17 protein-coding genes, 1 tRNA gene and 3 pseudogenes are annotated in these 20,061 nt (G+C 57.9%); 11 read left to right on the forward strand and 10 right to left on the reverse strand.

Translation table 11 applies throughout. The annotated features are described in order from the left end of the window. Window positions 1–75: 75 nt before the first annotated feature. Entirely contained in the window at window positions 76–954 is an 879-nt protein-coding gene (locus tag AF71_RS05530; RefSeq protein WP_049809231.1) for a DMT family transporter, read from the reverse strand. Window positions 955–1,261: 307 nt separating this feature from the next. Here AF71_RS05530 and AF71_RS05535 point away from each other — a divergent pair, with 307 nt between their 5' ends. The 6 genes and pseudogenes from AF71_RS05535 to AF71_RS05560 all read left to right on the forward strand — a co-directional run bounded on the left by AF71_RS05535 (window position 1,262) and on the right by AF71_RS05560 (window position 7,369). Next, complete coding sequence (locus AF71_RS05535; protein ID WP_026371484.1) at window positions 1,262–2,749, forward strand: mechanosensitive ion channel family protein; 1,488 nt, start codon at window positions 1,262–1,264, stop codon at window positions 2,747–2,749. A gap of 274 nt (window positions 2,750–3,023) precedes the next feature. Continuing rightward, the gene (locus tag AF71_RS05540; protein WP_029792320.1) at window positions 3,024–3,434 is read left to right on the forward strand and encodes a cupin domain-containing protein; all 411 of its coding nucleotides are present in this window, start codon (window positions 3,024–3,026) and stop codon (window positions 3,432–3,434) included. Window positions 3,435–3,541: 107 nt separating this feature from the next. After that, window positions 3,542–4,300, forward strand: coding sequence for an SDR family oxidoreductase (locus tag AF71_RS05545; protein WP_169680288.1), 759 nt, complete (start codon window positions 3,542–3,544; stop codon window positions 4,298–4,300). Between the two features lie 168 nt (window positions 4,301–4,468). Beyond that, a pseudogene (locus AF71_RS05550) lies at window positions 4,469–5,191 on the forward strand (HlyD family secretion protein); the annotation flags it as partial. A 60-nt stretch (window positions 5,192–5,251) separates the two neighbouring features. Continuing rightward, window positions 5,252–6,855, forward strand: a pseudogene (locus tag AF71_RS05555) (MDR family MFS transporter). Between the two features lie 76 nt (window positions 6,856–6,931). Further along, window positions 6,932–7,369 carry a hypothetical protein gene (locus AF71_RS05560; RefSeq protein ID WP_018854942.1) on the forward strand — a complete coding sequence of 146 codons (438 nt, stop codon included), beginning with the start codon at window positions 6,932–6,934 and terminating at the stop codon, window positions 7,367–7,369. Between the two features lie 33 nt (window positions 7,370–7,402). Here AF71_RS05560 and AF71_RS31500 read toward each other — a convergent pair whose 3' ends face one another. Together AF71_RS31500 and AF71_RS05565 are read right to left on the reverse strand one after the other, a co-directional pair. After that, window positions 7,403–7,654, reverse strand: a complete 252-nt coding sequence (locus AF71_RS31500) for a hypothetical protein (RefSeq protein WP_246733585.1) — start codon at window positions 7,652–7,654, stop codon at window positions 7,403–7,405. Then, a complete protein-coding gene (locus AF71_RS05565) occupies window positions 7,620–8,165 on the reverse strand; it encodes an NmrA family NAD(P)-binding protein (RefSeq protein ID WP_246733586.1) in 546 nt (181 codons plus the stop codon). The genes AF71_RS31500 and AF71_RS05565 overlap by 35 nt, the downstream gene beginning before the upstream one ends. Window positions 8,166–8,492: 327 nt before the next feature. Here AF71_RS05565 and AF71_RS05570 point away from each other — a divergent pair, with 327 nt between their 5' ends. Further along, entirely contained in the window at window positions 8,493–9,131 is a 639-nt protein-coding gene (locus AF71_RS05570) for a response regulator (RefSeq protein WP_018854944.1), read from the forward strand. Between the two features lie 56 nt (window positions 9,132–9,187). Here AF71_RS05570 and AF71_RS05575 read toward each other — a convergent pair whose 3' ends face one another. Then, complete coding sequence (locus AF71_RS05575; RefSeq protein ID WP_018854945.1) at window positions 9,188–9,829, reverse strand: response regulator; 642 nt, start codon at window positions 9,827–9,829, stop codon at window positions 9,188–9,190. A 182-nt stretch (window positions 9,830–10,011) separates the two neighbouring features. Between AF71_RS05575 and AF71_RS31505 the strand changes: the two are divergent. Then, window positions 10,012–10,343, forward strand: a pseudogene (locus tag AF71_RS31505) (adenylate/guanylate cyclase domain-containing protein); the annotation flags it as partial. A gap of 189 nt (window positions 10,344–10,532) precedes the next feature. Here AF71_RS31505 and AF71_RS05580 read toward each other — a convergent pair. Both AF71_RS05580 and AF71_RS05585 read right to left on the reverse strand, forming a co-directional pair. Then, window positions 10,533–12,107: a carboxylesterase family protein gene (locus AF71_RS05580; protein ID WP_169680290.1), complete on the reverse strand. Its 1,575-nt coding sequence runs from the start codon at window positions 12,105–12,107 to the stop codon at window positions 10,533–10,535. A 157-nt stretch (window positions 12,108–12,264) separates the two neighbouring features. After that, window positions 12,265–12,417 carry a hypothetical protein gene (locus AF71_RS05585; protein ID WP_112647943.1) on the reverse strand — a complete coding sequence of 51 codons (153 nt, stop codon included), beginning with the start codon at window positions 12,415–12,417 and terminating at the stop codon, window positions 12,265–12,267. A gap of 226 nt (window positions 12,418–12,643) precedes the next feature. On the opposite strand from AF71_RS05585, the gene AF71_RS05590 reads away from it, so the two are divergent. Then, the gene (locus AF71_RS05590; protein WP_113470447.1) at window positions 12,644–14,959 is read left to right on the forward strand and encodes a PAS domain-containing sensor histidine kinase; all 2,316 of its coding nucleotides are present in this window, start codon (window positions 12,644–12,646) and stop codon (window positions 14,957–14,959) included. A 26-nt stretch (window positions 14,960–14,985) separates the two neighbouring features. On the opposite strand, the gene AF71_RS05595 is transcribed toward AF71_RS05590, so the two are convergent. Both AF71_RS05595 and AF71_RS05600 read right to left on the reverse strand, forming a co-directional pair. After that, window positions 14,986–15,351: a response regulator gene (locus AF71_RS05595; protein ID WP_113470446.1), complete on the reverse strand. Its 366-nt coding sequence runs from the start codon at window positions 15,349–15,351 to the stop codon at window positions 14,986–14,988. Between the two features lie 918 nt (window positions 15,352–16,269). Further along, window positions 16,270–16,354, reverse strand: a tRNA-Leu gene (locus AF71_RS05600). Between the two features lie 171 nt (window positions 16,355–16,525). Here AF71_RS05600 and lipB point away from each other — a divergent pair. Beyond that, the gene (gene lipB, locus AF71_RS05605; protein ID WP_026371487.1) at window positions 16,526–17,245 is read left to right on the forward strand and encodes a lipoyl(octanoyl) transferase LipB; all 720 of its coding nucleotides are present in this window, start codon (window positions 16,526–16,528) and stop codon (window positions 17,243–17,245) included. Window positions 17,246–17,290: 45 nt separating this feature from the next. Here lipB and AF71_RS05610 read toward each other — a convergent pair whose 3' ends face one another. Both AF71_RS05610 and AF71_RS05615 read right to left on the reverse strand, forming a co-directional pair. Continuing rightward, window positions 17,291–17,662 carry a hypothetical protein gene (locus AF71_RS05610; RefSeq protein WP_018854953.1) on the reverse strand — a complete coding sequence of 124 codons (372 nt, stop codon included), beginning with the start codon at window positions 17,660–17,662 and terminating at the stop codon, window positions 17,291–17,293. Between the two features lie 247 nt (window positions 17,663–17,909). Then, the gene (locus AF71_RS05615) at window positions 17,910–18,404 is read right to left on the reverse strand and encodes a peptide deformylase (RefSeq protein ID WP_169680292.1); all 495 of its coding nucleotides are present in this window, start codon (window positions 18,402–18,404) and stop codon (window positions 17,910–17,912) included. 167 nt (window positions 18,405–18,571) lie between these two features. On the opposite strand from AF71_RS05615, the gene mgtE reads away from it, so the two are divergent. Then, entirely contained in the window at window positions 18,572–19,984 is a 1,413-nt protein-coding gene (gene mgtE / locus AF71_RS05620) for a magnesium transporter (RefSeq protein WP_018854955.1), read from the forward strand. Window positions 19,985–20,061 lie beyond the last annotated feature (77 nt).

Below are 20,061 nucleotides of genomic sequence, written 5' to 3' on the forward strand. Positions count from 1 at the left end.
GAGGCCGAAGGGCCCTTCTACTGCGAGCGAATTGATGATCCCTCAAGAAGCAGTGTTAATGGCGCGCTCAAATAGTCACGACGTTTTTAACGATCGCGCCTGCACACGCTCCCGCCAGATGATGAAGAGACCGGACGCGACGATGATCAGGATGCCGATCCACTTCGAAACGTTGGGAAAATCGCCGAATAGCGCGTAGCCGAGTACTGTTGCTGAAATGATCTCGAAATACTGGAATGGTGCGAGCAGCGACAGCGGTGCGAGCCGGAAGGCTCGGACGATGACCATATGGGCATAGCCCGAAATCGTCCCGAGGATCAGCAGCAGAACCAGTCCCAATGCCGAGGAGGGCAGGGAGGGATGGAAATCGCCGACGCCAAGTCCATTGCCCGCGATCAACGCGACAGCCATGAACGCGGTGCCGCCGATACCAGCCATCGTCTGCATGGTCAGCGGGGAGTCAGCAATGCCGATCGCCCGGTTCATGAAGAGATAAAGCGAGTACAGGAAGGCGCAGAAAACGGGTAAGAGCGCCTTCAGGCCGAAGATCTCATAGCTCGGCTGAATGACGATCATTGCGCCACCGAACCCGACGACAATCGCCATCCACCGACGCCAGCCAACCTTGTCTCCGAGGAAGATCGCCGACAGCGCCGTGAGCATGAGGGGCTCGACAAAATAGATCGCGAATACGTCCGCGAGCGGCATATATTTCACGGCAACGAAGAAGAGCAGGCTCGCCGCCCCATGGAGGGCACCGCGCAACAGATTCATCCACGGGCGCTTGGCGTGAAGCGCCTTGCGGCCGAATACCGCGAAAAGGAACGGCAGCGTGCACACGAGCTGGAAGAAGAAGCGGTAGAATGTCACCTGGCCGGGCGACATCGCCTCGACGGTCGCCATGTATTTGGCGATCGCATCCATCGTCGGCAGCACGAGCATCGCGCCTGCCATCAGGGCCATTCCCTGGAGGGGATTCTGGTATTCGGGAGGATTGCGCATCAGTGAGATTCTATATTCGGTTCAAGCGGCTATATAGAAAGTCATGGGTGCGGGTGAAGGGACGGAAGGCGCTCTGCGACCCAATGAGCACTCAGCAAGACGCAAACGATGCGCCGTGGCATCGCCGTGAGGGTAAACCTTGGTGTAGTAGCCGCGCTCGCATCGTCGGCCTATGTTCGACTGTCGCGCTGAGCCGCCGCGTGACATGTGCGCCTCTAGATCGGCGCATGGGGTCAGAATTTTTCGTTGTGGGATCGTGATGGGTCAGGAAGTTCACCTGCTGCCGCTGCTTATCAGTGTGATGGGGCTCGCTGGGATAGTCATTTGGCATATGCAGGGACAGGGACGCCCGACCCAGCGCCTGATCGTTCAGATCGCAGTCTTCCTGTCAATGACCGCCGTGCTTGCCTACGCTCGGATTGTGCCGTTCCGCTTCGACCCCGCGGACCTAAACGGCGCCAACGCGTTGATGGTATCGGCCAAGATTCTCTGGTGGGTCCATTTGTCGTGGGCCGTGATCGGCTTCGTTCGTATCTACATCGTCCTGGACGGGCGGCCACGAGAAGCGAGACTGATCCAGGATCTCATCGTCGCACTCGTCTATCTCGGGGTGCTGTTGTCAATCATGGCGTTTGTTTTCGGCGTGCCGATCGGAACGCTGCTGGCAACGTCTGGCGTCATCGCCATCATTCTCGGTCTTGCCCTACAGAGCACCTTGAGCGACGTATTTTCCGGCATCGCTCTCACGCTAGGCCGCCCCTATGTCATCGGAGACTTCATTTATCTGAGCGATGGCACCGAGGGACGTGTTGTCGCCACCAACTGGCGCTCGACTTACCTTTTGACAGGCGCTCATAACATCGTGGTGCTGCCCAATAGCGTCCTGGCCAAGCTGGGGCTGACGAATGTCAGCCGGCCGGACGAGAACCATCAAATCGACCTGTCGATACGGGTTGCCCCGACACACATGCCCCGAACCATTGTCGAGGTGATGCACACCGTGCTCGACAGCTGCAACCTCATCGTGAAGCAGCCACCCCCAAACGTCGTGCTTGCCGGCATTGACGGCAGCGCCGTGACTGTCGAACTGCAATTTCGCGTCACCAGCCCGGCGCAACGAGGTGCTGCGCGAACCGAAGTCATCGACCTCGTATATCGTCATTGCAAGGCGAACGGCCTGCAGTTGGCGCTCCCCCCGGAAAGCCCACTTGCAGGAGACTACCTTCGAAGCGCGCCGCGTCCCGCGACGCCCCCGGCGCAGAGCCTCATCGACGCTATTTCGATCTTCTCATTGCTGAGCCAGGAAGAGCGCGATGTCCTCGTCGCGTCTGCCAGCCGACGAACCTTTTCCCCGGGGGCTGAAATCGTCCGGGAAGGGGGGCGTCTTGCCAGCCTCATGATCGTACGTGCGGGCATCATCGCAATGAGGAAGGGTGACGAGGAAGTGGCGCGGTTGGCCCCCGGAGACTTTTTCGGAGAACAGGGATCACTCGCCGGTATGGCAGAGCAACATGGGCTCTATGCGGTAACGCGGGTCACCGTCTATGAGATCGACCAGACTGCTTTTGCGCCGCTGATGCGTGAACGACCGGAACTCGCCGAAGACCTCGCTGCCCATCTTGCTCATCGCGAAGGGCTCGGGGTGAATTCCGGGGTACCGACAATCCACAATGAGCGGCGCAGACTGGATTTGCTCAAAGGAATTCGGTCGATCTTTCGCGCGCACCGGGAACACCTGAACCCTTGAGGCTCGATCAAGGCGACCCCATCCCAACCGAAGCCTAAACTAGTCCAAATTGGTGTGTTTTTGACACCGCGGTCGGCACCCGCGCTGGCGTGCCCGGTCATGTTCGCTCTGCGGCAAGAGTCAGGCGGCCCATCCGATCGACCCAAACCGGCGCGTTCGGTTCGGCAAACCTTCGTATAGATTTGGCAAACCTTCGTATATCTATTGTGCCCAATGCCCGTCGCATAGGATCGGCTTCGGTCACTATCAATGACGTCAACGAAGGAGAATTGCCATGCGAAGGCTCGCAAGTGGCTTGCTTTGCGCAACGCTGATGGCTGTGCCTGCCGTAGCCGCGGATAAACCCCACAATGCCAAGGTCTCGATCGTATTCGACCACGTGCTTCCGAACGTACCCGGAAAAAGCGTGCGCGGCGTGCTCGTCGAATACGGTCCCGGCGGGTCCAATCCCTCGCACACGCACGCCAAAAGCGCCTTCATTTACGCCACCGTGATCGAAGGCAGCATCAAGAGCCAGGTCAACGATGGCCCGGTCAAGGTCTACAAGACCGGTGAAAACTGGATCGAGGTCTCCGGCGATCACCATAAAGTCAGCGCGAATGCGAGCAACACGAAGCCTGCGAAGATTCTTGCCGTATTCGTCGTCGACACGGCCGAGACGGAGCTGACGACCCCCGACAAGTAAGCAGTTGCTGTGGGGCGGGAGGAGGCGACGGCAGTGCCGCCTGCTACTGCCTCAATCTCAAAACCTGAGATGTCCTCGGTGGATATCCAGTCTCAAAGGATAGAACCATGAAAATCGTCATCATCGGAGGCACGGGCCTCGTTGGAACGAAAGTTGCGGAGCGCCTGCGCAAGCAGGGACACGATGTAGTGCAGTCGTCCCCGTCGACCGGGGTCAACACACTCACAGGCGAGGGACTCGACGACGTACTTGCCGGCGCGAACGTCGTACTCGACGTCACCAACTCGCCGTCATTTGAGCCGAGCGCCGTTCTCTCGTTCTTCCAAACGTCAACAACAAACCTGCTCAAAGCAGAGCGCGCGGCAGGCGTCGACCACCACGTCGCGCTTTCCATCGTTGGCATCGAGAGATCGTCCGAGAACGGTTACTTCCGGGCCAAGGTTGCTCAGGAAGACCTCATCAAGAAGGGTGGCATCCCATACACCATCGTCCGCTCCACCCAGTTCCTCGAATTCCTGGGCGGGATTGCCGATAGCGCGACCGTCGATGGGACAGTCCACGTTTCGCACGGCGCGTTCCAGCCAATTGCTGCGGACGAGGTTGCAGGCTTCGTCGCTGAGTCCGCTGCTGGTGCTGCCGAGAACCGAACCATCGAAATCGCAGGGCCTGAGAAGAAGCCCCTGAGTGATTTCGTTAAGGGCTATCTCACCGCTATCGGCGACAAGCGAACGGTCGTCGTCGATCCCCAGGCCAGGTACTTCGGTTCGCTAGTCGATGACCAGTCCTTGGTTCCTCTCGGACCAGCCAAGCTTGGCAAGCTGGACGTCAAAACGTGGTTTGCACAACGTCCCCAGGCAGCTGCCTGACCAGATACGGCCTGGCGGCACCCCGCCGCCGGGCCTGCGTTTTTGAGCGCGGGAGATTGCCAGGAGAAGGAAGATGGTCGAATTGCCTCGCCAGGATACCTTCGAGAAAGCCGCCGAGACTGACAGAGGAACCACCGATGGGACTCCTGTCGATACGTTGAAGCCGATCAGGCATCCGTGATCGAGCAGGCGAGGGCCTCAGTCGATGTCTCGAAAGCATCCTATAACTTTGCAAAATCTGATGCGGCGCGAAATGCGCGGCTGACATCAAATGGGTCCGGTACTCTGTCGCGCGCCGAACAGAGCCAGTCCATATTGGATCAGGCGTCTGCAGCGGTAGAGCGCGATCAGGCCGCGTTTGTTGCCGCACAGAACAAAGTGCGAGTCCTTAGCACACAGCGCGACCAGATCGTAGCCCAGCGAGATCGAGCCGAGGCGGCCGTCCAGCAGGCCAAACTCAACCTTTCCTACACGAGCATTGTTGCAGCAGTCGACGGAACCGTTGGTGCGCGGTCGATCCGTGTTGGCCAGTTCGTCTCGTCCGGCACCCAGCTCATGGCGGTGGTTCCGCTCCATGCCGTGTATGTTGTCGCGAACTTCAAGGAAACCCAACTCACTTACGTTCGCCCCGGCCAAACCGTCGAGATCAGGGTCGACAGCTTTCCGGATCTTACGGTGAAGGGTCACGTCGACAGCATCTCGCCCGCCAGCGGCCTGGAATTTTCGTTGCTTCCACCCGACAACGCGACTGGAAACTTCACCAAGATCGTGCAGCGCATTCCGGTCAAGATCCTCATTGATGACGAGGGTATCGCCGGCAAGCTCCGGTCCGGAATGTTGGTGGAGCCTGAAGTGGATACCAAGGCCACCCGGATGTCGGAAGGAATATGAGGATCGGTGCTTCCATGGTCGTGATCGGCAGTCAATGGAAGCCCGAAGGAGTGAGGTCTCATGGCTACTCTTCTGATCCCTGCCAACAGCAATCAGCAGTTTGCGAAATCGGTCGAGCCCGCGCTGAGTGCTTTTCGGATGTGGTGCGCGGTGGTCGGCTCAACGCTCGGCGCGTTCATGGCCGTCCTGAACATTCAGATTGTCAACGCATCACTGGCAGACATCCAGGGAGCCATAGGAGCCGGGAAGGACGATGGAGGGTGGATATCGACCTCCTATCTGATCGCCGAGATTGTCGTTATTCCCCTCACGGGCTGGCTGGCGCGCGTCTTTTCTGTCCGCACCTATCTCCTAGTCAACGCCGCCCTGTTTCTGGTCTTCTCGGTTGCCTGTGCCTTTGCCGCTAATCTGCAACAGATGATCGTGCTGCGCGCGATCCAGGGCTTTACCGGCGGCGTCCTCATCCCCATGGCATTCAACATCATCATCACGTTGTTGCCGAAACCCAAGCAACCGATGGGCCTCGCGCTGTTTGCGCTGTCGGCAACCTTTGCTCCCGCCATAGGACCGACGATCGGGGGCTACCTGACGGAGAACTACGGTTGGGAGTTCATCTTCTACGTCAATCTGGTCCCTGGATCGCTCATGATTGCGATGCTCTTCGTATCTCTGGAGCCCGCCCCGATGAATTTGGGTCTGCTTGCCAAGGGCGACTGGCCGGGCATCGTCACGATGGCCGTTGGATTAGCAGCCTTGCAGACGGTGCTCGAGGAAGGGAACAAGGAAGACTGGTTCGGGTCCGACTTCATCGTTCGGCTATCGGTCATTGCCGTGGTGTCGCTTACGCTTTTTCTCATCATCGAGATAAAGTCGGCTCACCCGCTTCTGAACCTGCGGCTTCTCCTGCTCCGCAATTTCGGTTTCGGTGTCGTTGCCAATTTTCTGCTGGGAATGGCACTCTACGGTTCGGCCTTCATTCTGCCGATCTATCTCTCACGGGTTCAAGGATACAATTCGGAGCAGATCGGGGTCGTTCTTGCCTGGACGGGCATACCTCAGCTTCTGCTCATCCCGCTTGTACCGCGGATGATGAAGGTCTTCGACGTCCGTTTGCTGATCGTCGTCGGATTCAGTCTCTTTGCGGCCTCGAACTTCATGAATGTCTATATGACCGCTGATTACGGGAGCGACCAGCTTTTCTGGCCGAATGTCGTGCGTGCGGTCGGACAGGCGCTCGTCTTCACTCCGCTTTCGGCGATTGCAACAGCGGGTATCGAAGAGCAGAACGCCGGTTCGGCGTCTGCGCTGTTCAACATGATGCGCAATCTCGGCGGCGCCGTCGGAATTGCTTCCCTGCAGACTTTCCTGACGAAGAGGGAGCAATTTCACTCCATCATTCTGACCAATGCGGTCAGCGCCTTTGAGGAGGCGACTCGTGATCGTGTCGCGCAGTTGACGGCCTATTTCATGAGCCACGGCGTCAGCGACCAAGCAATGGCGACACACAAGGCCGTTGTCGCGATCGCGCTCAGAATCAGGAAACAGGCCAACATCATGGCCTTCAGCGGTACTTTCTTCCTGTTGGGGGTGGCGCTCGTCGGGCCTTGCTTGCCTCGCTCCTGCTGAAGAAGCCCGTCCAGCTCTCCGAGGGTGGCGCGCACTGACTGCTACAGCCGACTGTGCAAGCTTGGAGCAAGCTGAAGTTGCAACTTATCTTCCACATCACGTCGATATGGAGGAATGAAAAACGTGCGAGTAAATTCTGATAGTTCGATCTACAGCCTCATGATGCCAACGTCGCGTAAAGCACCGTCTGTTTCCGACGAAAAGCTGCAAGTTGTGTCGGCGCCCAAGGCCCCGGCCGTTCGTTCGGACGATCAACTCATCGATGATTTTTACGCGCGCCTGACCAAACAGCAACTCGATTGGGCCGACAGCAACAAGGACAGCACTGTCACTAAGAGCGAGTACATGGATTCACAGGCACGCCTTGCGAAGATCGACAATCGTGTGTTCGATCCTGCAACCGCTGAGCAGCATTGGAACAAGCTCGATCCCAGCGGCAAAGGATGGCTCAACGAAAGCGAGTTGCGCGAAGGTTACGAGAACCTCCTACCGGTCAGTGTCGGACATCTGGATGCGAACTACGCCGAGCGTCTCCGCACGAGGCAGGGGTAGCGTCCATCGAGACCGCGAATTTCCCATGATCTCTCACGCGACATCTTGCACGGACATGCTCGTGAACAGCCACTCGTGGAAGGAAAGCGTCCCTGTTGCGATCATGCGAGAGGGTAGAAGGCCGTCCTTCGAGAGGGCAACGCCGAAATAGCGGGCAGTAGGGTCGAGGACGACCGGACGGGGGTCTTCCGCGGCGGTAAGAAGCTCCTGCGCGATTTCCACCAGTTCAAAAGCTTCGGGGCCGCCGATCTCAACAATTGAGTTCGACGGCTTCGCGGTCGCCAAGTTGGTAATCGCGCCAGCCGCTTCGTCGGCAGCTATCGGTTGGACACGAACAGAAGGCACTCTCAGTTTCGTCCACGGCGCTTGCATCGACAATCCCATTGAAGAACTCGAACATCTGCGTCGAGCGTGCAATCGTGAATGGCAACCCGGAGGCTCGTATCAGGTTTTCCTGCACCAGCTTTGCGCGAAAATAATCGTTCTCCACCAGTCGATCGACAGCAACAACCGACAGCGCAAGGTAGTGTGTCACTCCGGAAGCTTTCGCGGCGGACAGAAGGTTGCCGCTTGTTTTCCTGAAGAAGTCGAGTGTATCGGTCTCTCCGAATGATCCGGTATTCGTCACGTCAATGACGACATCTGCTCCGGACAGTGCACGTTCCACGCCTTCACCCGTGTAGGCGTTGACGCCTGTGCTCGTAGAGGCTCTTGTGATGTCGAATCCATCGCGTTCAAGGATGCGAGCGATCTTGGATCCCATCATGCCGCTTGCGCCGATAACCGCGATCTTCATCTCATGCCCCTCGTAGTTTGCTGTCTCATTCGATCCGTCTCGATTTTTGGGGTGCTGTTAGATTCGGTTGTTGGTCGAAGAAGGTCAATGCAAACCAAGGTTTGGGGTGATCGGGCCGGCACTGTCGCCGGTCGTTGCGGCTCCCTAGGTCGCCCCCCCGGGACGTAAACCAAGGTTTACCATCCCAGGATCTCTAACCCGTGATAAGTTGGCAGTGAGCACAATTCCGCGAGCGGCGAACCCATCACGAGAGGGGCGAGCGGGAACCGGCCCTTCAACATCGGGAGTGCGATTGGTGAGCGTTCGCCTTTTAGTCGAGGTGAGATCATGGAAAGCCTGACAACGAAGGCGGGTTTATCCGCCGAACCTATCGTTCACGTCATCGACGACGACAAGGAGATCCGGGAGTCTTTGCTCGATCTCTTCATGATCACGAACAGGCGCGCCTCTGCCTACTCCAGCGGTCCTGATTTCCTTAAGACTGTTGACACGACCGCGCCCGGCTGTGTCGTGGTCGACCTTCGAATGCCCGAAGGCAGCGGCTTGGATGTACAAAGCGAACTCATCACCATGGGAAGCAGGATGCCCGTGATATTTCTGACCGGCCACGCGGACGTTCGGGCGAGCGTCAGAGCCATGAAGGCGGGAGCCACCGATTTCATCATGAAGCCATTCGTCAACCGGGATCTACTCGATGCCGTGGATCTCGCAATTCAACTGGATGGCGAAAGACGAAAGATTGAAGCCGAACAAGCTCATGTCCGGTCACTGGTCGACACGCTGACCCCGCGAGAGCATGAGGTCATGCTGGCCGTTGTCAGTGGGCTTATGAACAAACAGATCGCCTTTGAACTCGGGATCAGCGAGATGACTGTGAAGCTCCATCGGATGAGCGTGATGCGAAAGATGCAGGCTCGCTCTCTTGCCGACCTTGTTCGCAAAGTCGAGAAGCTCCAGATCCGTTGATCCGGCGGGTACGAAGCGACAACGCCGGAACACCCGCCAGCCTCCAGCGCAGAATACTAATGGCTGAGATATTCGAACTGCCGAACCAACTCCGCCAGGGACGCCGCCCGCATCTTTTTCATGGCACGCCCACGATGGAGCTTCACCATGATTTCGCTGATGCCGAGTTCAAAGGCGATCTGCTTGTTCATCGACCCGCCCACGACGAGTCCGATGATCTGGACTTCGCGTGGGGTGAGGGTGGCAGCTCGCTCCAGTATTTCTTTGCGATACGCTCGCTGGGTCTGCCGCTCCCGATCGATCGTGAAGGCGGTTGTAATCGCCTCGACAACCTCATGTCGCTGCAACGGTTTTGGCAGAAAGTCCACAGCGCCCGCCTTCATGGCACTGACGCTCGTTGTCACGTCCCCGTGTGCCGTCATGAAGACCACGGGAAGGTCGTATCCACGCGTCTTCAGTTCCTTCTGGAATTCGATGCCATTCAGATCGGGTAGCCGCACGTCGAGCAGAATGCAGCCGCCTGCATCCTGCGAAGCGTGGCTGAAGAAATCGAGGGCCGCATCGAAGCCCAAGGCGTGAATTCCAAGCGACTCGAGCTGATCTATAAGTGAAATGCGAAATTGCTCGTCGTCTTCCACCACGTGGACGGTCTGCTGAACCAGAGGTTCGCCTGTCTGCATATGAGGAGCATTGGCCATGAACGTCCCCCGGACAGCTCATTTGCTCATGGCATATTAGCGATCGCAATTTTCGCAGGCAAGTAAGCGAACGTTGCATGACGAAGATCCGAACGCTTTCTGCACCGTGGCCTTGCTGGTCGGCTATCCGCTTGGAAACGGGAGGAACCGGAAATAGCAACAGGCCTGAACCTTCTGTTATAGACCTGCATGAGGTCTTCGAGCCAACGATCAGTGCCCATCACGGTCGCCTGGTCAAGCTCATGGGCGACGGTCTGTTGGTGGAATTCCATAGTGTCGTCGATGCCGTTCGCTGCGCCGCAGACGTGCAGCACATTGAGGTTGAACGCAATGCGGACAGGCAACCCGATCGTCGACTTGAATTTCGCATGGCCATCAACCTTGGGGATGTGATTGTCGAAGGCGATGACATTCAGGGGACGGGGTCAATATTGCCGATCGCCTGCAGGGGCTGGCGGAGCCGGGAGGAATTTGCATTGCCGCCAATGTGCACGAGCAGGCCAAGAACAAGCTCGACTTCGCTTTTCCAAGCATGTTGCGATGGCACTCGAAGCGAAGCCGGACTTTTCTGTCGCGGAACGGGGCAAGAGGCTGGCCTACAAATACGACGCCGATCGGCAACGTTTCCTTGACGGACTGCGCTGCGCCGGCCTCCCAGAATAGCATTTTGAGTAGGCGTTTCGTGCATTTAGGCGCCGCAGCCTCAGTTCTGCTCGTTCCAATATCTTTGCCAGAGGTCGAGCCTGGGCTTCAGCGGATCGGGCCCTACGATCGCGCCGTCGTTGGTGAAGTTGATGAGTTTATCGGTATTGGGGTCGTAGATGGGCCAATATGGCCGTGAGCCACCATTGGGATCGCCCTTTCTTGCAAAATCGACCCAATAGCCACTCGCAAGTGCGGCCATGGCCCAGTCGGCAGGCGTAACCTTGTCTTTCACCAATGCGGCTGGGATGTCGAACATATACGGAGTCTCAAAGCCGTGCGGAGTGCCTTTCCATTTCGGATCATCGCGCAGCGCCTCGGCGACATAGGAGAAGCGATACCACCAGGTCGGCTGACCTGCTCGGATCATCTCGTCAGCGAGATGGCGAGACGGCTCGACAATCGTCTTGTCTGCGAAAAGCTGCTGTCTGAGCTCTTCGAGCGTCTCTCGGTTCCCGGGATCATAAAGCGCGCGAGCCTCTGCCGCAGCCTTCCCGAATATCTGGAACAGGTCGTCTTTCGTCGCGGCCTGGCCGATACCAAGATCACGACTATTCGCTCCGACAATGACGGGCACTGGCGCTTGACGTCCTGCTGCGAAGGCCGCCTCGGGCGTTTCGAGCAAAAACTGTCCATCAAGGATAGGTCCTGAAATGCCGATGACCGGCTTGCTTGTCGACATTCCCGCCAGCGCCTTTGGTGCCGATGCACCCTCGGTCAGCTTTTCAGCAGGTAGCGCCCGGAGCGCTGCGAGAGCGCCGGAATCGGTGCCAGTGATTCCGAGAGAGTCGGCAAAGTCCAACGCGGCTTTCTCCCCTTGCTTCAGCGATGACAGCGGCAAGCTTTGGGCACGCGCCGTGGGAGCGCCCGGCGACTGCAAAATGGCTGCCTGGAAGAGCCCTCGCGACAAAGGCGACACCATGTGAGCCATCACCGAGCCGCCGCCTGCTGACTCTCCGAATATGGTCACCCTCTTCGGATCGCCGCCGAAGGCCTTGATGTTCTGTTGCACCCATTTCAATGCTGCAAGCTGGTCCATGTAACCATAGTTACCGACCGGTTCATCAGGAGATTCCTCTGTGAGCCCAGGATGAGCGAAGAAACCCAACCGTCCTAGGCGGTAGTTCATGCTGACGAACACAACTCTCTGCGCGGCGAGCTGGTCGCCGGGATACTGAAGGGTATTCCCGTGTACAAGAGCGCCGCCGTGTATCCAAACCATAACCGGAAGCGGTGTCCTGGAACGTTTGACTGGTGTCCAGATGTTGAGTGTCAAACAGTCTTCGGACTTTGGCAAATCATCGGCCTGCACGCATGAAGGACCGAAGCTCCGCGCTTCCCTGACGCCATTCCATTTCGACACCGGCGTTGGATTGCGCCATCGCAGATTACCAACAGGCGGAGCGGCGTAGGGTATACCTTTGAAGCTAATGACCGTGCCTATCGTCTCACCTCGCAGCATTCCGCTGTCGATTTGAACGGTATCGTCTGCAGCATCAGTTCTTGGTGCAAAGATCATCTGACACGTTGCGACCGCCAAAACGAGCAAGAATTTGCTACTGCGGTCTACGGGCACCATCCCCTCCAATCACCAGATTCTGACAGTCTGCAGGTAAAAATACTCCCCTCTGGCGACATCAAAAAGCGTTCATCCGCTCACGACAAATGCTGTGCGTAACGCACCCATTTCGCGTGCGTCGTGTCTGCGTGCATCTGATCGCGGACGCTTCACCTCAAACATGATGCTTGAAATATTGCACCTCGCGCTCGTGCTTCTCAGCCGCTTCGCGTGATTTGAACGTGCCGAGATTTTTGCGCTTGTGGGTCTTTGGATCGACCTTGCGTGAATAGAGCCGATACTCGCCGGATTTCAGCCTACGGATCACGACAGCCTCCTTCGTGGTAGTCCGTAAATTCCAAAAAGACTTGAAGGTTCCCGTTTGCTGCGGTGGCATGAGATGTCCCGCTTGCCGGCGTAACTCACACGTTGGGCGGGTGCGCGCGACCTCTTCAAACACTCGTGATCGGAACGCCACTCGGTTGGACTGAACCCTAAAGCGGGCGTAAAAAGCAGTGCGAGCAACTACAGTGCCGCTCAGGGGAGAGCAAACCATGGCGCCGGGCCTTGCTACAGCTGTTAATTCGCCCATGGGAGCCGCCAAGACCGTCGAGAAACTGTCAGGCAATGGCTGGGCTATGGATGCCAGCGGGAGGTGGACCTATCTGTCCCATGATCTGCAGCTCGCGCTCGCGAAGACCCCGGAAGACCTGAATGCGTGGTGGAGTGAGGGAGAGGGGGCCTGGAAGCAACTGGTTCACCCCGACGACTACGAACGTGTTGCCGGGGAGTGGCGGCATTGCCTTCGGTCAGGGTATCCGTTCGACAGTGAATTTCGCATCAGACGCAGGACCGGCTTTGGTTGGGTACGAAGCTCCGGTCGATCCATCCTGGACGACTCTGGCGACATCGTCGGCTGGTACGGGACCTCGCTAGATATCGATAGCGACCGAAAAACTGTCGACGCCTTGCATGACCGGGAGCTCGAACTCTCGCTGTTGGTGGATTCCGTACCGAGCCATCTTTGGCGGCTGACGCCCGAGGGAGAACCGAGCTTCTTCAACAAGAGAATGATCGACTATCTCGGCCGGGACGTCAGCGATATCCAGATACCTGGCCTCAGCCGACTGGACGCCATGATCGAGATGGCAATTCATCCGGAAGATGCGGAAGAGTTCGGTGGCGCGCTCAATCAGAGCCTGGTAACGGGCGAGAGCTTCTTCATGAGATATCGCCTGCGTCGCCATGACGGCGTTTACAGGTGGATGTCCAGCCGTGCGGAATCGGTGCGAGACCACGATGGCCGCATCGTCCAATGGTACGGCCTCTGTCACGATGTCAACGATCAGGTCACCACTGAGGAGGCGCTCAGGCGAAGCGAATGGCACCTGCAACGCTTGATCGATGCCTTGCCGGTCCACATCTGCAGTTGGACAGCCGCGGGAGAGCTTTCCTACGTAAGCAAGCGCTTTCTCGAAGAAGCCGGATTGTCGAAGGCGAGCTTTTCGGAGTTCGCGAAGGCCGCGCTGGACTTGATCCATCCGGACGACGTCGCGCAGGTTCGAGGTCAGGCTCTCCAATGCATTCAGAAGGGCGACGCATTCTCAATGAGATATCGCCGACGACGGAAAGACGGAACTTTTCGTTGGACGGCCGACAGGTTCGAGCCCCTGCGCGGTACTAACGGCACTATTGTTGAATGGTATGGCCTTTCAGTTGATGTCGATGAGGAGATGCGGATTCAACAGTCGCTGCGGGAGAGCGAGCACTCTCTTCATCAGCTGGTGGAGACACTGCCGGCACTCATCTACTGCCTGGCCCCTGATGGCAGGCCGATCTATCGCAGCCAGAAGCTGAGCGAATATCTGGGCTTCAGGATTGAGGAAGATGCAGAAACCGGTAAGAGCCTCCACGCCACCTTGGAAGCGATCATCCATCCCGAGGACCTCCCCGCCGTTAAGAGAAAATACAGCCAGTCGCTGCCGACAGGAAAGCCGTACGCGATGAGGCACCGAATGCGGCGGTTCGACGGAGAATATCGCTGGATGGAGACCCGGGCACTGGCGATGTACAATGCGGAAGGTGAAATCGTTCAATGGAACGGCGTGTGCCTCGACATCGACGATTGGCTTCGTGCGCAGGAGGAACTGCGACTAGCCCAGAGGAACCTTGCCAGGGCCAGCCAGGCGGCGAGCCTGGCTGAGCTCACCGCATCGATCGCGCACGAGATAGGTCAACCGCTCGCGGCGATGATCTCCAGTTCCGACGCGTGCCAGCGGTGGCTGAACGCAGAACCGCCGAATATGGAGCGAGCCCAGAAGGCGCTGGATCGTGTTGTGAGAAGTGCGAATACCGCGACGGACGTCGTGAACCGCATTCGGGCGCTTTTCAAGCATTCCGACGACTCACGTCGTGTCAACGCATTTGGTAACGTGGTTACCGAAGCGCGCGACTTGATGGCAGAAGAGGCACTGAGACGAGGCGTCCGGATAAACTCGCGTATCGACAGCGATCTTCCGCCGCTGTTCTTCGATCACATTCAAATCCAGCAGGTCCTCGTCAATCTTATCCGGAATGCGATGGAAGCGATGGATGCGGCTCCAGATCGCCGCCTCCTGCAGCTGCGCGTGCGCCGTGATGAAGACTGGGTTCACACGGAGATCGCCGACAATGGTCCGGGCATCGACAATCCTGACCGCATTTTCGAGCCGTTTTTTACGACAAAGGGGCAGGGGATGGGCATGGGGCTGGCGATCTGCAGGTCGATTCTCGAATCCCATGGCGGGAGAATCTGGGTCGAGAAAAATGATCCGAATGGCGCAAAATTCGTCTTCTCGCTACCGGTGAAAGCCGAGGCGGCCCGGGCATAATAGCCTTCCCAATGGGTTCCGATCGGTCAGACCGTGACCGCGGCTTCGATGGCTGAGCGGAGTTCGCCACCAGCAAATGGTTTGAAAAGACAGAGACCGGTGCGTTTTGCTTCTTTGATAAGCGCATCCTGAGCGTGACCGGTCATGAACACAACAGGTATGGTGATGTTCCGCCGTCGTAGCTCATTGCTGAGGTCGATCCCACTCATGCCAGGCATCGAAATATCGAGGACAAGACACTTCGTATCCGGGATTCGAGGGAATGCGAGGAACTCGGCGGCCGACGCGAATGTCACCACGGAATAGCCAGACACCTCCAGCAGATCGAGCAGCGATTCCCTCACTGCTTCGTCATCATCTATGATCGCAATTAGCGTCGGATGCATATTCATCGTTTTCTCATCAGCACAAACCTGGTCATTGTTCGCCGGGGCAGTCTTCCTTGCGGCTGCCTATGTCGTTTTGTCGAAGGATGAATGAGAACGTGGCGCCCCCAATCCGGCGTGACGTAGTGCGCCCGCTCAACCGGTCTGCGGCGCGGGGTGATCCGCTCGAGAACTGGTGCTCCCTAAATGGCGGCCCGTCGGGGTTTGGTGCGACCACGAGAGCCGAAGCACCATTCACGGCGCTCGCCCGGCGGCAAACGCGTTGGCTATCTACCCGCAGCAGGTCAACGAGGACGTCAATCGATCCTAAATGCGAGCAGGCTGAATCTCTGATTCTATCCAGGTCCAGCTGAACAGGATCGTTGTTTCGGTCAGAGGTCATTTGTGTTGTGGATGACATAGCTTCTCACGCTCTCGATTAGGTCGTATCATGAGCCTGAGGATACAACTCCCGTAAGGTTATGCGGACAGCGCGAAGGCAAAGAGCCTTTTGGCAACCCTGTTTGAAAGCACGCGCTTTTTCCGGACTTAGATTACGCCGATAGGTAGGCGCTCGCATCCCCAACACAAGTATATCTTGAGGGTCTGGTGCGTTCGGCCGTGACGATCGTATCGCGCCATGAGTGCGCTCTTTTGCGCGATCTTTTGATGATCCCGCGAATCGCCGAGGACATGTCGTCAGCAGGGCGGCTGCTCGCCCGAATCAAGTAGGGGAATGCCAGAACCGGCAGTCGCTGCAAAGATGGGAGCCGAGCTTGCCACAGCAGGGGCAACAGCCGATATAGACTGACTCCGTTGGAAACAGAGCCTCATGGCCTGCCGGGAGCATCGTCGCAAATCTATGCAAAGATTGTGAGGAGTTTTAAACGCTGGGGCGCAAACGCGCCTCATCAGGTTCAATGCTATCAATCCCATTGGATTGAATGGTGCGGTCGAGAAGACTCGAACTTCCACGGGTTGCCCCACAGCGACCTCAACGCTGCGCGTCTACCAATTCCGCCACGACCGCATCGTGGTAGGTGCCGATTTGTGCCGGCGGGGCAGCATTTAGCAAAAGCATTTCCGGTACACAAGGGCGATATGACAGATTTTTTCAAAAGAAATCACAGCATTTGAATCGTCCTCGAAACGGGACCATATAGGCCTTCGCAGCGCTGCCTCCGCAGCCGCAGCACAAGGAATGGCCATGCTACGCACAGATCTTGAATTCTCCATGATGCCCCGAGAAGGCTCGCGGCCGGTCCGATGGCGGATCGCCGACGGCCTCGTGCCCTATGAGGAGGCTGTGGAAAACATGGAGCGCGAGGTCGCGGCGATCGCAGACGGCGGCGACGAGCTCGTCTGGCTCGTGGAGCACCCGCCTCTCTACACGGCGGGAACGAGCGCAGATGCCAAAGACCTGGTCCAGCCCGACCGGTTCCCTGTCTTCGCAACAGGACGCGGCGGCGAATATACCTATCACGGGCCGGGCCAGCGTGTTGCTTACGTGATGCTGGACCTGAAGCGTAGGCGCCAGGACGTGCGTGCCTTTGTTGCCGCGCTTGAGGAAGTGGTCATTCGCACGCTTGATTCGATGAACGTCCGCGGCGAACGGCGCGAGGACCGCGTCGGTGTCTGGGTTCGCAGGCCTGACAAGGCGGCTCTACCCGACGGCACGATGGCAGAAGACAAGATCGCGGCACTGGGGATCCGGCTGCGGAAATGGGTGACCTTTCATGGACTGTCGCTGAACGTCGAACCCGATCTCGATCACTTCAGCGGAATCGTTCCATGCGGGATTTCCGCCCATGGCGTCACGAGTCTGGTCGACCTCGGCCTACCGGTCATGATGACTGATGTCGACATCCGGCTTCGACAGGCATTCGAATCGGTTTTTGGTGAAACAGTCACCGAGGGGTGACGCAATGAAGAAAGGGCCGGATGACCGGCCCTCGGCAATCGATTGCTATTTGTCGCCGATGTCGCGGCAGGCATCGGTATGTGACGCTCCGCTATCGCCGCCAGCCGTATGCACCCCGGAGTTCGTCCTCATGTAGTCGCAGTCGGGCAGGCGCCGGACGCTTCCCGTTGTCATCCTGTCGACGGGAGCCGACATCCGGGCTGGCGCAAATCCGTCGCTGTCATTCGTGTAGTCGTTGGAATATTCCGGTGCCTTGCGATTGGCGTAGTGAATTGGCTTTTTCGCCGTCATCTGGACGGGCGCAAACCCGTCGCTGTCGTTGCTGTAGTCGTTCGAGTACTGTTGGGCAAAGGCTGCACTTCCTAGGCCGAGGCTGAGGGCAAGAACGGAAGCGGCGGCCGCAAATCTGAAACGCATGGGATAACTCCTCAATTCATCGTTGCATTGACAACGACACCAAACCCTCGGCAGGAGTTAGTTCGCGCTCAAATTGCGGCAAGAATGCGGGCAAAAAATCACGCGAACGGTGCCGTTTTATCAAATGAAATCACAGATCCGCGACCGAAATTGACCGTTTCGTGATGGAACATTCTCTCTCATTCGGAAAGCGCGCGCTACCGTGTTTACACAACCAGAAGAAGATTAATTGTGCACTCAGCCGGGGCTACTTTCGTAACTTCTCCCACCGTTTGACCAGCCGCTCGCGCTTGAGCCTGGAAAGGCGCTGTATCCAAAAGATGCCGTCGAGCTGGTCAATTTCGTGCTGGATGCAGACGGCGAGGAAGCCCTCCGCTTCCTCCTCGTGAACGACGCCCGTCAGATCACGGTATCGAACACGAATTGCCTTTGGCCGGACGACCTCATCAGTCATACCGGGCATGGAGACGCTCCCTTCAACATGGCGAATCGTGTCGTCTGACACTGACACAATCTCCGGATTGACGTAGTGGCGCACGCCTTCGTTTCGGCCAAGCTCAATGACGGCCACCCGCAGAAAGACGCCGATGTGCGCAGCAGTGATACCGACGCCTGGCGCCGCCCGCATCGTATCCAGCAAATCGTCCGCGAGGTCGCGCAGCCTCTGGTCAAAGATTTCGACGGGTTCGCAAACGGTTTTCAGGCCAATGTCGGGAAAGCGCAATAAGGGTCGGACAGCCACTGGTAAAGTTCCTGTTTTGAGATGCGCGGAAACTATCGCTGCGCACGCGCATTGTCATCCGCGCGAGGCGTTTGCGGCTGGACGGACTTCAAGCTTTCAGCTAGCACGAAGCTATATAATTCGGCGCTTAGTCATTGAACTTCAAACGGGATGCGAGGGCGGCAACCATGACGAACGACGCAGAAGAGCTCGTCCGCCCGCGTCCAGACAGCGGCGATGCCGACATCTATGATGAAAATGGCAACGTCCGGGGCGATTTCCTGGCGCTGGTCGGCGCCGCGATTGCCGATCGCGACACGATCTTCTTGCGCCAGCACGTCGCCCGCCTGCATGAATCCGAAATAGGCGACCTTCTCGAATCGCTGCAGCCGGACCAGCGGCTCGCGCTTGTTCGCCTTCTCGGCGACGAATTCGACATGACGGCGCTGACCGAGGTCGATGAAACGATTCGCCGCGAGATCGTCGACCAGATGCCGAACGAGCAGATCGCCGCAGCGATTGGTGAACTCGATTCGGACGATGCCGTTTACATTCTCGAGGACCTCGACACTGAGGATCGCGAAGAAATCCTCGCGCAGCTGCCGTTTACCGAACGTGTGAGGCTGCGGCGCGCGCTCGACTATCCGGAAAGCTCGGCCGGCCGTCGTATGCAGACGGAGTTCGTCGCGGTCCCGCCGTTCTGGACGGTCGGGCAAACGATCGACTACATGCGCGACGAGGAAGACCTGCCATACTCGTTCTCGCAGATCTTTGTCATCGACCCGACATTCAAGCTATTGGGCGCCGTCGATCTGGACAAGATCCTGCGGACAAAGCGGCAAACCAAGATCGAATCCATCATGCGGGAGACGAATCATCCGATCCCTGCGGAGATGGACCAGGAAGAGGCCGCCCAGCTTTTCGAACAATACGACCTTCTCTCCGCCGCCGTCGTCGACGAGAACGACAGGCTGGTCGGTGTGCTCACGATCGACGACGTGGTCGACGTCATTCACGAGGAAGCCGACGAAGACATCAAGCGTCTGGGCGGTGTCGGCGACGAAGAGCTGTCGGACAATGTTTTCTCAACCGTCCGCTCTCGCTTTCTCTGGCTCGTGATCAACCTCGGAACGGCCTTGCTGTCTGCAAGCGTCATCGGGTTGTTCGACGAATCGATCGAGAAGATGATTGCGCTTGCGGTGCTGATGCCGATCGTGGCCTCCATGGGCGGCAATGCGGGCACGCAGACGATGACGGTTACCGTCCGCGCGTTGGCGACCGGCGACATTGATATCTACAACGCCGGGCGCATCATCCGCAGGGAGGCGGGGGTCGGCGTCGCCAATGGCGCGCTGTTCTCCGTCATCATGGGGGCCATCGCTGCCACCTGGTTTCACGACTATCAGCTGGGCTTCGTGATCGGCGCCGCGATGATCATCAATCTTTTTGCGGCAGCCCTTGCCGGAATTCTACTACCGTTGCTCCTGCATAAGGTCGGAGCCGACCCAGCCATTGCGTCGTCAGTTTTTGTCACGACCGTAACCGATTGTACGGGCTTTTTTGCCTTTCTCGGTATCGCTACATGGTGGTTCGGAATTTAGCCGGCTCGAATTTCCGCGCAGAAATTGACTATTACGTAAAAGTCAATATTATTGGCACCCTTAATGGTGGGGAGCCT

Source organism: Rhizobium sp. 57MFTsu3.2 (genome assembly GCF_012932765.1).
GTDB classification, from domain to species: domain Bacteria; phylum Pseudomonadota; class Alphaproteobacteria; order Rhizobiales; family Rhizobiaceae; genus Rhizobium; species Rhizobium altiplani.